Below are 14,142 nucleotides of genomic sequence, written 5' to 3'. Positions count from 1 at the left end.
GGGATGTTTTTTAATGAATAATTCAAAGAAATGGCGGTTTAGAAAGTAACCTCGACACCAAAACTAAAGGTGCGCATGGGAGGTGTTTCGCAGAATACCTCGCCCGATACGGGTACTTCCGGATCGTATTGATTCCACTTGACCCATGTAAGCAGGTTGCTTCCCGAAAAGTAAAAGCGTGCTTTTTCGATCATGGCTTTGCGTACCCAGGTATGTGGAAGCGTAACACCGAAAGTCAGGTTCTTCAATCGGATATGGTCGGTGCTGTGAATATATCGCGAGGAATTTTGCGGTCCTGCCGGTTGCCCGATGACAAAGCGGGGAACATTGGTTACATCACCCGGTTGCTGCCAGCGGTTCAAGGCATAGAGTGGAAGATTCCGATTGGACTCGTTGCTTCCATCGGTTTCATTGTACGTACCCGTTTTATCAAACGAATATCCGCCCAGTGAGTAGGTAAAGGTCATGCTAAGATCCAGCCATTTATAAGAGAGGATATTGGTTAGTCCACCCGATACTTTGGGATCGACAGACTTGTAGGGGATGGCTTGCGCCTTGCCGGCATTGTCTGTTACGGTGCGGTCATACTCTCCTTGTTCGTTGATGGTGTTGAGGTAGTAAAGCGCTTTTCCGGTCTCTGGACTGACACCGGCAAATTCCTTCACGTAAAACGTATTAAAAGGTAATCCTACTTTGCGAATAAACCAACTGCCTGCAATGGATTGATCCATTTGACCATCGAGCGTTACAATTTTATTCCGGTTATGACTCATGTTTAAGACGGTTGTCCAGTTAAAGTCGGTACCGGCAAAGTTAACCGTACGCAATTCGAATTCGAAACCCTTGTTATTGAGTTGTCCCAGGTTGCCCAGATAGTTCAGAAATCCGGTTGTGGCGCTGGTAGGACGATTGTATAGTAAGTCTTTGGTATCGCGGTTATAGTATTCCAGACTCATAAAGATGCGTCCAAGCAAGGCGATGTCTACCCCTAGGTTCAGGTTGTAGTTCTTTTCCCATCTCAATCCGTTGTTCGCTTGTGTGGTTTCATACGAGCCGGCTGCTCCCATGTAGTTTTGTCCGTAGCCATAGAGCCCCATAAAACCATAAAAAGCTCCGGGTTGGTTTCCGTTCACTCCGTATGAGGCACGAAACTTAACATCACTGAGTACTTTCTTGAGTGGCTCCATGAACGATTCGTTGCTTAAGTGCCACATACCCGATACCGACCAGAAGTTGCCCCAACGATTCTCCATGGGTAAACGTGAACTTCCGTCGCGGCGGAAGCTTCCAGCCACATAGTAACGTTCGTCGTAATTGTAATTGATGCGCGACAAATATGAAATCATTCTCGAAGCCTGTGTATTCGATGTGAAGCTGTTAAGTACGGCTGCATTGTCGGGCTCTACCAATATGTCGGATGGTAGTTTCGATTTGTCTCCTACAGCATTGTCGGTTTGATAATCTTCCAGTTCGTAGGCAATGAGGGCATCGATTTGATGTTTGTGGGCAAAAGTGCGTAAAAAGTTCAATGAAGTCGATGAGGTGAGTCTGCCATATTCGATAAACCCTTTGGCGGTTTGGGCATCGCTTCCGCTCTTGGCACCTGCACCACTGAGTGGGTTCCAATAACGGGCATCCTTTTGTATGGAGTAGTCATAACTCAGCACCTCTTTCAACTTAAGTCCTTTGATTAGTTCGATCGAACCGTATCCGGTCGAAAACATACGGGTGATACGGCTTCGGTTGTAATCGGTCCGAATATCGCGAAGAGGGTTGACGGTAGAGCCGGGGTAAGAGCCTACATAATTGCCCGAAGCATCCCGCACCGGAAAAGAGGGAGTGCCGTTGACTGCTACCACAAAGAAAGGGTTGATACTCGATGTGCGTTCTTCGTTCATCTCCTGGTTAATTTGACTGAACATGACATTAGCACCTACCTCACCTCTTTTACCAACTTTCTGTACTACGTTCAGGCGAGCCGAATAACGGTCAAGACTGGAGTTCTCGACCAACCCTTCCTGTCGGTTGAAGCCCAGCGAACTGTAAAAGGTTGTTTTATCGTTTCCTCCCGATACAGAAGCTTCGTAGCTTTGGTGCGTTGCTTTGCGGAAAAGCTCTTTCCGCCAGTCTGTATATCCTATTCCGGGTATACCTGCATAAGTGTTGATCTGGCTGTCGGCATAGGTTTGTGGGGAGTCCATTCCTTGATCGATGGCCGAATGGAGCAATCCTTCGTAGATGAGTTCCCGGCGTTGCTCTCCATTCAGTGTAGGACGAAACGATACTGCTGCATCCGAAAATCCGCCATTGGCTCGGAAGGTAACCTGTGTACGCCCAACAGCTCCTTGTTTGGTGGTTATCAGAATAACACCATTGGCTGCCCGCGAACCGTAGAGTGAGGCTGCTGCTGCGTCTTTAATAACCGTGATATTCTCGATATCTGCCGGATTGAGGGTGCTCATTACATTGGTTTTGGCATTGTTCATATACGAAGCCTCGGCACTACTGCCGCTACTAAGACTGCCTGAGCTAACCGGTACACCGTCGATTACAAACAAGGGTTCTTGCGATGCATTGAAGGATCCCATTCCACGGATGCGAATGCTTTGATTTCCTCCGGGTTGCCCGGAACCACTGGTGATGGATACACCCGAGGTCATGCCTTGCAGCTTTTGTTCGACCGACATCACCGGAACATTCTTCAGCAAATCGGCACGGAGTGTATTAGCCGATCCGGTAAAAGAAGATTTGGAGAAGTTTCCGTATCCCGTCACCACTACCTCGTCCAGACTGATGGTGCTGGGTTGAAGTACCACATTCAGTAGGCCGTCGGCTGGAATCTTAGCCTCTACGGGTTTCATTCCCACATACTCAATAATGAGCAGTTTATCAGTGGGTTTCACCTCGAGCGTGTAAGCTCCATCCAGGTCTGTTATAACGCCGTTGCCTGTGTCTTTGATTTTTACGGTTGCTCCGATCAGTGGCAACTTGTCTTCGGATGATGTTACTATCCCTTTTACTGCCGTTACTTGCGCTTTTATCTGATGCGTAAATAAGCAAAGCATTAGCACGCATACAATCTTACATTTCCTCATAAAAATAATTTTTTATTACCTATATAACTCTTTCTTCTATTATAGTAGTTTATTCAATATATGTGCCAAAGAGAGAGTAAACGGTGGCTGTTGATCTAAATTACTGATTACAATAAGGTTGCAAAAAGATAAAAAAGATAAAAAGGAGTTAGCTTTTGTCTCTCTTGTAGAATAGTTCTACAACGCTGTGGAACTATTCTACAGTAAGCTGCTCACCAATATATCCGACACGTAAAACATCTTATAAAAATACAATAAGGTTGTGTTTCTCGCCAACACTGCCTATCTTTGTAATGCTCCAAAAGCATTTCGAATGAAGAAAGCCGAAAAAAGAATACTCATAGCATGGCTGTTGTTTGTTACATTTATGCCTCTCTTGGTTGTGAAGTCTCTTCACAATCATGCGGACAGTGAGCATCCGTCTGCCTGTCATTCGGATCATAGGCAGACGAGCAACCCCTACGATAGTTGTGCTATTTGTCATTTTACCGTTTCGCCTTTTATACAGGCCGAAATACTTCACTTCGACTTTCGATTAACGCTTACCCCGTGTGAGCCGGTAGTTTACCTGAGTAAGATAAGTTTTGCGCTCTCTTACTCGCCTTGTCTGCGTGCACCTCCCGTACTAGCTTGATTTTACTTATTTCTTTTTATTACATTCAAATGATTATACGATGCATATCAATTATTTTTCGGGTATGCTGGGAGTATGGTTGGCTCTGCCTGTGTGTGCACAAACGGCCGATTCACTCAAAAGTGTGTCTTTATCTGAAGTCGTGATTACTGAATCCTATCAGCATATCCAACAAAAGAAAACGACACTGGCTCTTGATGTGCTTCGGCAAGAATACCTGCACAAACACTTCACAGGAAATCTGATGCAGACCATCGGGCAACTTCCCGGCATTCAGTCGATGGATATTGGCTCCGGCTTCTCTAAACCGATGATTCGGGGAATGGGTTTTAACCGGATTGCCGTAACCGAAAACGGAATAAAACAGGAGGGACAACAGTGGGGAGCCGACCACGGATTGGAGATTGATGCCTTTAATATTGAGGCGGTCGATGTAAAGAAGGGACCCTCTTCGTTGCTTTATGGCAGTGATGCCATGGGAGGAGTGATTGAAATTGTTCAGCCAACCCCTCCCCATGAAAATCAACTTTTGGGAGAGGTTGCTCTGTTGGGGAAGTCTGTCAATGCAGATATAGGTGGATCGTTGATGCTTGCTATCAAAAAGAACCGGTGGTTTACCAAGGTTCGTTTCTCGGAGCAGCACTTCGGCGATTACCGCATTCCGACAGATACTCTTGTCTATCTAACTCAGCGGATGCCTGTACACGGCAGACGGATGAAGAATACAGCAGGAGTAGAGCGGAACATCAGTCTCTATACGCACTACAAGAGCGGACGCTATCAGAGTAGTTATGCTGTGAGTAATGCTTATCCTCAAATCCGCAGCTAATTTATAACTGATTCAAATAGCGATTTAATTCACCTAATAGTTCCTACTCGTAGCTTTTCCCCCTGCTTTTCTCCTTGATTTCAGGTTATAGGGCATAGCTTCCCCTTTCCCCAGTTAGCTGAAGGCATAAGTAATCCCACGAAAAGTTGTTTTTACGGACTCCAAAGCAACTTGTATGGTTTGTCGGAATAAATATTGAGTACCCATTGTCTGCCTGTCTTTACCCATTTCGCAGGAACTGTAATGAATCGAAAGATAAATCGTTTGACTCGGCTTACCGGTTCAATATCTTCAAACACGGCTGCAACCTTCTCAATAAGGTAAGCATAAAAGTTTTTAGCCATGGCTGTAAGTAGCAGGAATACTGTATTCTCTTTGAGGAATGAACAGGGAAGATGACTCCACCCGAAATCGTTATTCATCATGTCGAATGTTCTTTCACAGGCTCCACGAGCATTGTAGAAGAGTACAATGTCTTTTTCAGAACTTTCATGGTCATTGGTTAAGATGCACCGATAGGTGTATTCACCATCAAATAGGTCCAATTGGTTGTCCTTACGCTTTTGCCTTTGAATAACAAGTCGGTAGTTTTCTTCTTGCAAAAAGGAAGTAAAAGGTATGGAGGTCACTTCATAATTCTCGAAGTTGATTTCTTCTTTTTTCCAATCTGTGATTTTCGTCATTTCTTCATACAGAGACTGACATTTGCCGGCTCGTATGTAGAACTTGTTGCAGTAGCCATGTGTCATACGGATAATCTCTTCCGAATAAGAACCACAGTCCATCCGGCAACGGTCTATGAATATTCCCCTATCGGCCAAACGACGAAAAGTCCGTTGGAGCGTATCCGCTTGACGAAAACGGACATTTGCGTTTGCGGCCCGATTTTCCACACCAACAATGTTACCACCAATAGTTGCCGTGCCGGGGAAATAACCACGTTTTTTCTTGTAAGAATACTGAGTGTCATACTTTTCTGTGGGAATAAACTGGTGGTCGAAGTCCAAGTTATAAAGCGTGTTTGGCTTGAGTTGTTCTGTTTGAAGGAGCATATCGAGCATCAAACTATTAAGCTGTTCCGCCTTATTGAAAGCATAGCTTGCTCCTTTTTGGGAAGTATAGTGGATATCCAATTCTGCGAGTTCTTTTATGCCTCTCAATAAAGTATCCGGACTGGGGATTTCAGTATCCGGGCGTAATTCAAGATGTTTGCCAAGGTGTTTGCCGATATCTTCGATGTGGTCACCGCCGCAATAGTAGATCCAAAATAGGCTCGAAATAATTTCGCTATATTGGTAACCGGCGTAGGAAGAACGTAATCCTAAAGATTTATCGATCACGGAATTCAGTCCTAAACGAGAAAATTCATCCATTGCGTAAAATATACCCCCAAAAGGAGTGATATTATCTGATTTTATGGCTATTTTTGTTGTCATATGCACAAGTACCTTTATGGTTTGTTTGGTAGCACTAATTTAGGTGAATCTTGTGACATAACCAAACCTTGAGGATGTTATTCATCCTCAAGTGTTTGGATTCTCTGAAAATAATATGACTGCGGATTTAAGGCTTATCAGAAGGTGGGATTCTTCCCGGGAGCACACGGAGTGCCCGATGCCACTCGTTTGGAAGACGATGGCAACAGCCGCAACATAGACCTGCCTTATAGTCGGGTCAATCACCTGAAGGTAACCACGCATCAGCAGTACTTGTGGGAGAAACTACTCTTGTCTGCCGATTGGGGATATCAGCGGAATGACCGTGAGGAATGGAGCTTGTTTCATACCCATTACGGAACACAACGTCCCCCGGAAAAGGATCCTGACAAAGAACTTGCTTTTGAGTTGAACACTTATAGTACCGCCGTGAAAGCTCGTTTGTTGGGTTCTTCGACTTGGGAGCATATAGCCGGATGGGAGGGACAGTACCAGGTAAACAATATATCGGGATACTCCTTCTTACTACCTCGATACAAACGGTTAACTACCGGAGTGCTTTGGCTCACAACGTATCGTCCCCATAATCGGTTTGCGGTGAGTGGAGGCATACGCTACGACTACGGGCAGCTTCGTATCTCACCCTACAAAGACGTCTATTTGAACGCGTATCTGCACGAGCAAGGTTATACTTCCCAGCAGATTGAGGATTATCAGTGGCGTAGCTATGCGGTGAATCGAACGTTTGGCGACTACTCTTGTTCGCTGGGTGTAGTGTGGAATCCTACACCGACTCAACTGATTAAGGTAAATGTAGGACGTAGCTTTCGCTTGCCCGGAGCCAATGAATTGGCTGCAAACGGTGTACACCACGGAACGTTTAGGCATGAGCAAGGCGATGCTTCGCTTCAGTCCGAGCAAGGTTGGCAAATGGATGTGTCGTATCAGCTTGATTACGAACGAGTGCGTCTGTCTGTTTCGCCCTTTGCCAGTTGGTTCTCGAATTATCTGTTTCTGAAACCGACGGGAGAGTGGTCTATACTGCCTCATGCCGGACAGATATACCGCTATACGGGTGCTGAGGCTGTCTTTGCAGGAGCTGAGGCTACGGTTAGCGTGGATGTGTTGCGTAGTTTGAACTATCAGTTCGCCGGTGAGTATGTATATACGTACAATGTCGACGAGCACATCCCGTTGAGCTTTTCGCCACCCGCTTCGATGCGCCACACACTAACCTGGAAGAGGAAAGCGTATCAGTTGTATGCAGAGTTTCAAACCATCGCTGCTCAAAACCGGGTAGCAAGGAATGAAGAGCGAACACCCGGTGCGAATCTGCTACATCTGGGTGGTATGCTGAACCTGTCGATTGGAAAAGCGAACGTGGAGCTTAGCTTGGCAGTACGGAACCTCTTTGATGTGCGTTATTATAACCATTTGAGTTTCTATCGGAAAATAGAAGTCCCCGAACCGGGACGAAACTTTCAATTATTTATTAAAGTACCCTTTAACCAATTATTAAAATGAAAACAAAATATTATCTTTTAGCTGTTTGCTCTTTAGTTCTCTTCTCTTTGGCTCTTTCTTCTTGCGATAAAGAGAAAGATAGCGACACCACCAAGCCGATTATCAACCTGATTGAACCCGAAGAGGGAGCTGTGTTGAAGATAGGCAGCGAAACGGGAGTCCATCTCGAAATGGATCTCTCAGACGATGTGATGCTGGCTTCTTACAAAATTGAGATTCACAATAATTTCGATGGGCACACCCATTCAAGAACTGTCGAAGCAACCAAACCGTTTGCCTTCAATAAGTCATGGAATGATGTGGCAGGCCTTAAGAATAAGCGGGTACACCATCATGAGATCTTGATTCCTGCCGATGCTACACCGGGCAAGTATCACCTGATGGTGTATTGTACCGATGCTGCCGGAAATGAGTCGAGCGTGGCCAGAAACATTGTGTTGAGCCTCACCGAAGGGGAAGACCACGACCACGATCACGAGTAACTAAGTATGCTGTGTGGAGGCTGTGCCTTATTTTCCTTTGGCAAGCGTAAACACAAACTCTAATCCACCGCCGTTATTGTTCTTGGCCGAAATACTTCCGCCATGAATGATAACGGCGTTTTTTACAATGGCAAGTCCCAAACCGGTACCCCCGATCTTTCGTGAGCGTCCTTTGTCGACTCGGTAGAAGCGTTCGAAAAGCCGATTAAGATGTTCGGGCGAAACACCGATACCACTATCTGCAAAGCTGAAGTAATAGAAGTTTTCGTCTTCGCGGAAACAGTTAATATGGATGCTGATATTACTCCCTGCATAGGCGATGGCATTATCCATCAGGTTACGAAAGATGGAGTAGAGCAATGAATAATTTCCGCGGAGTTGCATGTTCTTTTTGAGAGAATTAACGACTGTAATGTGTTTCTCCTCCGTTTCCAACGACACTTCATTGATGATATTGCTTACCAGTACCGAAAGGTCTACCTTTTCCATATCGATCATGTTAACTACCTCATCCATACGAGTAAGTACGGAGATATCGCGCAATAACCTACTTAGTCGGTTGCTTTGGGCGTAGCAACGTTCCAGGAATATGTTCATCTTTTCGCGCGGGATGTTATCATTGCTCACGATGGTTTCCAAGTAGCCTTGAATACTGCTTACAGGAGTTTTAAGTTCGTGTGCAATGTTCTGCGTAAGTTGCCGTTTAAGACGTACCTGTTCTTCTTCCTGTGTTACGTCATTGATGCTGATTTCGAAGCTAAGGTCTTGAAAAATGATACATTCGACGATAAAGGTTCGACCATTCTTATTCAGTGTGATCGACATCCGTTTCTCGTTATTGCCCACCGGTCGCTTTTGCATTTGGTTGATAAAATCGGTGACCGGTTTTAGCTCATTGATGCCGAATACCTCTTCGGCAGTTTGCAGGTTCGAATCGGAGATGAGGTTGCTGTATTGAGTAAAAAGAGTATTCACCAGTATCTCTTTTTTATCCCGGTTAAACACACCCAGTCCTTCATGAGAGGTCTGTAGGTGAGTAATCAACTTCTCGCGTTCGATGTAAAGGGCCTCTTTGGTTTCGTGCAAACGCTTGTATATTTGAATAATGTGTTGCGAAATCTCCCCCAACTCATTATGAGGAAAGGTATCCTGCATCTCTGTATCGATAGGCTCATTTCGATCGGCGCGCATAGCAAACTCTCTTAATTGACTGACCGAAGTACCCAGCTTGTTGGTGAACTTATAGAAAATGATGATAAGTATCAACATGATTATCAGTGTGAACCAAATGTAGTGAGAGTCGGCTTCAAGATTATTGGTCAGGCTCACGTTGTATGGAAGAGCTGATCGGATAATGTAATCGTCGAAGGCAGTTGCCGAATAAAAATAGGGTAAGCCTGTGGTTTCCGATGTGCGACGCACATCGAACCCACTGCCGTTTTGTACCGCTTTATGTACTTCCTTGCGGTTCAGGTGGTTTTCGAGTTGGGTATAATTGGGTTTATAGCTGTCAAAAATAACCTTTCCATTCAAATCAATGATGGTAATACGAAGATCGGGCATCGTATGTTCGCGAATGTATTTCTTAACTTGCTCTCTGGAGTTGGTAAGCGTATCGAACTTCTCGTGCAGGCGTACATTATAATCTTGTAGTTGTGTATGGAGCAGTTCGATTTTATATTCTTTTTCGCGTTGGTATTGGTAGGCAATAAAACATGCAGCAAATACCATAAAAAGTCCAATGACCGAAAGAAATAGCTTTTGGCTGAAAGAGAGAATATGCTTATGATTGACAGGTAGATTCATTTTATTATTTATTCGGTTTCGAAACAATATCCATATCCCAAACGCGTAACTATACATTTACCGTAAATACCTATTTTTTTGCGTAAACGCGTAATATTTACGTCGATAGTGCGGTCCAATACATAAACTTCATCACTCCATATACGGCTTAGGATGTCTTCGCGGGAGAAAACGCGGCCTTTGTTTTGTAGTAAAAGAAATAATATTTCGAACTCTTTCTTGGTCAGAGAAACTTCTGTACCGTTGATACTTACTTTCTTTTTGGTGATGTCAATGACCAATGTTTGATAGCTAAGCTGTTCGGGAGCTTTTTCGGCTTCGATCGTAGCGGTGCGACGCAATACAGCTTTGGTACGGGCAATTACCTCGCGCAATGAGAATGGCTTTGAAATATAGTCATCTGCTCCCAAGTTAAATCCGGTGATAGTGTCGTTCTCGGTATCCTTGGCAGTAATAAAGACGATAGGAACAGCAGATGTTCGCTTATCTTTCTTTAGTATATTGGCCATTTTGAATCCCGATATTTCGCCCATCATGACGTCTAATAATAACAAATTGTAGTTGCTGATATCCAGCTTTAAAGCTTCTTCGGCCGAATAAGCTACATCTACTTCATAGCCTTCATTTTCTAAATTAAATTTTAGAATTTCGCAAAGATCTTCTTCGTCATCGACAACTAGAATGCGGTAATTGTTCATTGTATTTCTTAATTAATGTGTATTACAAAGTTAAGCTTTATTTCTTTATGCAACAAAGATGCGGCCATTTTGTTACGGATACATGAAACAGATATTACATTTCGATTAAAAAACGAGAATTGCGAATAAAAAGATTTATCTTTGTTTCCCGAAAAGAAATAGTGAGGGTTTTTAAAATACACAGCATCTTTCTTTGAAAAGAATTAGCATGTTTTCCGAAATAGAGGAAGTGACATCTTTTCTTTCGGCCGACTAAAGAATAAAGAGAATATACATCAATGATTAAAATAAATTTCAGACAACGCAAGCGTGAGATAGTTGTTGCAGCCATCTTACTTTTTTTGATAGTGACGACTATGTCTATTGTTAAGTGTAACTCCTTCTCATCCGATTTTGAAATAGTTGATGAGTTAGGTGGCAATATATTTCCTTCTGCCATTCTTTCGGTAGCAACTACCGACGCACAAGTAATTGAACCTGCCGACTCTACCTATCTGGGGAATCCCAAATCATGTATTGCTATCAAAGTACGGTCTCATTCGGCGTATAGCAGGGTGCGTATTGAAGTGGCCGAAACACCTTTTTTTGCTCGTTCTGTTTCGGAATTTATTCTTGATAAACCCCGTAAGGAGTACACTATTTTCCCCGATATCATTTGGAATTATGAAGCTTTGAAGAATATTTCGCAAGCAGAGCCCATTAGCGTTGCTATTACAGTAGAGATGAATGGAAAGGACTTAGGTCAGCGTGTACGTACATTCTCGGTTCGTAGTATCAATGAGTGCTTGTTGGGTTATGTTTCGAATGGTACCAAGTTTCATGATACCAGTATTTTCTTTGCTTCTTATGTAAATGAAGATAATCCGATGATCGATCAGTTGTTGCGAGAAGCACTCAATACTCGCATTGTGAATCGCTTTCTCGGTTATCAAAACCCTGATTCTACAGCCGTAGACAAGCAGGTATATGCCTTGTGGAATGTATTGCAAAAACGCAAATTTAGGTATAGCTCGGTGTCGAACACCAGCTTATCCAGTAATGTGGTTTACTCGCAACGGGTACGCACGTTTGATGATGCGCTGGAGTCCTCGCAGATAAACTGTGTAGATGGTAGTGTGCTGTTCGCCTCTCTGCTTCGGGCTATTAATATAGATCCGATATTGGTGCGCACGCCCGGACATATGTTTGTAGGTTATTATACCGATAGTAAGCATAAGAAAATGCATTTCTTGGAGACCACCATGATCGGCGATGCGGATATGGATGATTTCTTTCCGGACGAGCGGTTGGATTCGACGATGGTTGGAAAGTCGCAAAACGAAATGTCACTTATTACGTTTGAAAAATCGAAGCAATATGCCGACAAGAAATACCGGGAAAATGAAAAAGGCATCCATTCGGGTAAACTAAACTATATGTTTCTGGAAATATCAAAGGATGTACGCAGACGAATTCAGCCATTAGGTAAGTAATTTTTCAGTTCTTTGTCTTATCTTTGTAGCCTTGACAAAAAAAGACAAAACGTTGAAGATCCATCGAAACTACTTAATCGGCCTTATGTTGCTGGTTCCTTTTTGTGTAAAAGCGCAATTTAGTAAAGGATTAAATTATACTACCGAGACGGGGATCACCCTTAGTAGCGGTAGTCAAATTCCATTCTGGCTGACGGCCAATAAACACGGATTATCGTCGCTTGAGAAGAATAATGCCTATCTTTTGGCAGGTATCTTTCGGAATCCCGATGCCGAAAAGAAGTTTACCTATGGTTTCGGCTTGGAGTTGGCAGCATTGAAACGTTTTACCTCTTCGTTTGTAGTGCAGCAGGCTTATGTAGATGTGCATTATCGCTTCTGGGAGTTGAGCATAGGCAGTAAGGAGCGTGGCAGTGAGTTGAAGAACGACGAGCTTAGCACCGGAGGAATGACCTTTTCGACCAATGCACGCCCTATTCCGCAAGTACGTATCTCCGTACCCGAATATATTCCGTTTCCCGGCACACACGGATGGTTACACCTGAAAGGGCACATCGCTTATGGTCGTTTTACCGACGAAGAGTTTCAGCAAGATTTTACACAAAAGCGCTCCTCTTATGCTACCGATGTGCTTTATCATTCCAAATCTTTATTTTTAAAGATGGAAAAGCAGACATTTCCGCTGACCGTTGAATTTGGTATGGAGATGGCAGCTCAATTTGGGGGTGATTGTCATTATCCGGATGGGAGCGTGCTTTCATCACCTCAAGGCATAGTTGATTACTTACGTGTTCTTTTCCCAATGGGCGGGGGAAAAGGGTCGTCGGAAAGCGATCAGATCAATATCTACGGTAATCACTTGGGAAGTTATAACTTATCGGTGGGCTATCGATTTTCCGATTGGAAAGTGAGAGGGTATTATGAACACTATTTTGATGACGGGTCGGGCATGATGATGAAATACGGATTCTGGCGCGATTGTTTAGCTGGGCTGGAAGTGACACTTCCTAAGAACCCTTTTGTAGAAACAGTGGTAGGAGAATTCTTATACACCAAACACCAATCGGGAGCTTTTCATTCTCCCCTGCAAGGAATGGATGAAAAATATACAGGTGCCGATAATTATTATAACAATGGGCAATATGCGGGTTGGGAGCATTGGGGGCAAGGTATTGGCAATCCCTTGCTAATCGCTCCGCTATATAACAAAGATGGCGGGTTGGATTTTCGCAGTAATCGTGTGAAGGCCTTTCATTTGGGCTTCAATGGAAAGCCGACAGCAGAGATTGGTTATCGGGTGTTGATGACTTTTGCACAACATTGGGGTACTTATGGTACTCCTTTTCAGGAGATAAAGAGTAATAAGAATGCATTGGTAGAGATGAATTATTCGCCCAAGAGGTTACCGGGATGGAATTTCACTTTATCGGGTGCGATAGATGGGGGTGATATGATCGGAAAAAGTCAAGGTGGCATGCTTACCATTCGTAAAACAGGGTGGATAGGAAGGAGAAAGAAATGAAAAGAAAATCAATATTTTTATTGTTGCTAGTATCGTGTATGACCGCTTGCGGACCAATGTATGAGTATCGTCATTTGGACGGATTCTGGCAAATGCGTCAGATTACGTACAGTAACGGCGAAACGAAAAAGGCCGAAGATATTTATTATGGTTTCCAACTGCATCTTATTAATATTAAGAATTTGAATTCAGGGAGTTATTTTGGTAAGTTTGCATACGTGGGCGATTCCTTGTATGTGCATATTACGGGCGCTCCCTCTCAAGAGGTGATGCACCCGTATGGGATGAATGATACACTGCAACGCTTCAAAGTAGATATACCGAATGGTGATAAACTGATTTTGGAATCGGACTATGCGCGGTTGGAGTTTAGAAAGTATTAGTCTCTATCCGTGCCATTGCTTTAACAGTGTTAACGTCTTTGCTTGCTTCGTATTTCCTTCATAAGCAAGAGTACGTTCTTTTATAGATCAAATATAGTATCTCTTGGATGTAAAACTAGTACTTTAACACAGTATTAAAATACTAGTTTTACGTCGCATAAAAAGTATTGGTTTTTCGCTTTTGTTTTTATCTATTATTGTGCTTTAAATCAATATATTATGTTCGCTGGTATTCCTGTCTGTTTTCTTTCAGCAGTTTTT

General features: G+C 43.6%; 9 protein-coding genes and 2 pseudogenes. 7 read left to right on the top strand and 4 right to left on the bottom strand.

What is annotated here, in order from left to right:
* Nucleotides 1–38: 38 nt before the first annotated feature.
* A complete protein-coding gene (locus tag TY03_RS03825) occupies nucleotides 39–3,095 on the bottom strand; it encodes a SusC/RagA family TonB-linked outer membrane protein (protein ID WP_042367594.1) in 3,057 nt (1,018 codons plus the stop codon).
* 313 nt (nucleotides 3,096–3,408) lie between these two features.
* Here TY03_RS03825 and TY03_RS21715 point away from each other — a divergent pair, with 313 nt between their 5' ends.
* Nucleotides 3,409–3,729 (top strand): hypothetical protein, encoded by a 321-nt coding sequence (locus TY03_RS21715; RefSeq protein ID WP_074434130.1) that lies wholly within the window; start codon nucleotides 3,409–3,411, stop codon nucleotides 3,727–3,729.
* A gap of 40 nt (nucleotides 3,730–3,769) precedes the next feature.
* A pseudogene (locus TY03_RS03820) lies at nucleotides 3,770–4,540 on the top strand (TonB-dependent receptor plug domain-containing protein); the annotation flags it as partial.
* 170 nt (nucleotides 4,541–4,710) lie between these two features.
* Here the strand turns inward: TY03_RS03820 and TY03_RS03815 are convergent.
* The gene (locus TY03_RS03815; RefSeq protein WP_042366226.1) at nucleotides 4,711–5,994 is read right to left on the bottom strand and encodes an IS1380 family transposase; all 1,284 of its coding nucleotides are present in this window, start codon (nucleotides 5,992–5,994) and stop codon (nucleotides 4,711–4,713) included.
* Between the two features lie 135 nt (nucleotides 5,995–6,129).
* Here TY03_RS03815 and TY03_RS03810 point away from each other — a divergent pair.
* Together TY03_RS03810 and TY03_RS03805 are read left to right on the top strand one after the other, a co-directional pair.
* Nucleotides 6,130–7,518 (top strand): annotated as a pseudogene (locus tag TY03_RS03810) (TonB-dependent receptor domain-containing protein); the annotation flags it as partial.
* Nucleotides 7,515–8,000 (top strand): DUF4625 domain-containing protein, encoded by a 486-nt coding sequence (locus TY03_RS03805; protein ID WP_042367593.1) that lies wholly within the window; start codon nucleotides 7,515–7,517, stop codon nucleotides 7,998–8,000. The pseudogene TY03_RS03810 and the gene TY03_RS03805, both read left to right, overlap by 4 nt.
* A 27-nt stretch (nucleotides 8,001–8,027) precedes the next feature.
* Here TY03_RS03805 and TY03_RS03800 read toward each other — a convergent pair whose 3' ends face one another.
* Both TY03_RS03800 and TY03_RS03795 read right to left on the bottom strand, forming a co-directional pair.
* A complete protein-coding gene (locus TY03_RS03800) occupies nucleotides 8,028–9,806 on the bottom strand; it encodes a sensor histidine kinase (RefSeq protein WP_042367592.1) in 1,779 nt (592 codons plus the stop codon).
* A gap of 8 nt (nucleotides 9,807–9,814) precedes the next feature.
* Nucleotides 9,815–10,504, bottom strand: a complete 690-nt coding sequence (locus TY03_RS03795) for a response regulator transcription factor (RefSeq protein ID WP_042367591.1) — start codon at nucleotides 10,502–10,504, stop codon at nucleotides 9,815–9,817.
* A gap of 356 nt (nucleotides 10,505–10,860) precedes the next feature.
* Here TY03_RS03795 and TY03_RS03790 point away from each other — a divergent pair, with 356 nt between their 5' ends.
* The 3 genes from TY03_RS03790 (at nucleotide 10,861) to TY03_RS03780 (ending at nucleotide 13,881) form a co-directional block, all read left to right on the top strand.
* Entirely contained in the window at nucleotides 10,861–11,976 is a 1,116-nt protein-coding gene (locus TY03_RS03790) for a hypothetical protein (RefSeq protein ID WP_394330875.1), read from the top strand.
* A gap of 85 nt (nucleotides 11,977–12,061) precedes the next feature.
* Nucleotides 12,062–13,498 carry a capsule assembly Wzi family protein gene (locus TY03_RS03785; protein ID WP_042369093.1) on the top strand — a complete coding sequence of 479 codons (1,437 nt, stop codon included), beginning with the start codon at nucleotides 12,062–12,064 and terminating at the stop codon, nucleotides 13,496–13,498.
* A complete protein-coding gene (locus TY03_RS03780) occupies nucleotides 13,495–13,881 on the top strand; it encodes a lipocalin-like domain-containing protein (protein WP_042367589.1) in 387 nt (128 codons plus the stop codon). Before TY03_RS03785 ends, TY03_RS03780 begins: the two co-directional genes overlap by 4 nt.
* Nucleotides 13,882–14,142: the final 261 nt, after the last annotated feature.

Source organism: Bacteroides neonati, assembly GCF_000499785.1.
GTDB classification, from domain to species: Bacteria; Bacteroidota; Bacteroidia; order Bacteroidales; family Bacteroidaceae; genus Bacteroides; species Bacteroides neonati.
This window is presented reverse-complemented; position numbering and strand designations above follow the sequence as displayed.

Coding starts and splice junctions, on each gene's coding strand:
- TY03_RS03825 (WP_042367594.1), bottom strand. CDS start 3,095: ATGAGGAAATGTAAGATTGTATGCGTGCTAATGCTTTGCTTATTTACG.
- TY03_RS21715 (WP_074434130.1), top strand. CDS start 3,409: ATGAAGAAAGCCGAAAAAAGAATACTCATAGCATGGCTGTTGTTTGTT.
- TY03_RS03815 (WP_042366226.1), bottom strand. CDS start 5,994: ATGACAACAAAAATAGCCATAAAATCAGATAATATCACTCCTTTTGGG.
- TY03_RS03805 (WP_042367593.1), top strand. CDS start 7,515: ATGAAAACAAAATATTATCTTTTAGCTGTTTGCTCTTTAGTTCTCTTC.
- TY03_RS03800 (WP_042367592.1), bottom strand. CDS start 9,806: ATGAATCTACCTGTCAATCATAAGCATATTCTCTCTTTCAGCCAAAAG.
- TY03_RS03795 (WP_042367591.1), bottom strand. CDS start 10,504: ATGAACAATTACCGCATTCTAGTTGTCGATGACGAAGAAGATCTTTGC.
- TY03_RS03790 (WP_394330875.1), top strand. CDS start 10,861: ATGTCTATTGTTAAGTGTAACTCCTTCTCATCCGATTTTGAAATAGTT.
- TY03_RS03785 (WP_042369093.1), top strand. CDS start 12,062: ATGTTGCTGGTTCCTTTTTGTGTAAAAGCGCAATTTAGTAAAGGATTA.
- TY03_RS03780 (WP_042367589.1), top strand. CDS start 13,495: ATGAAAAGAAAATCAATATTTTTATTGTTGCTAGTATCGTGTATGACC.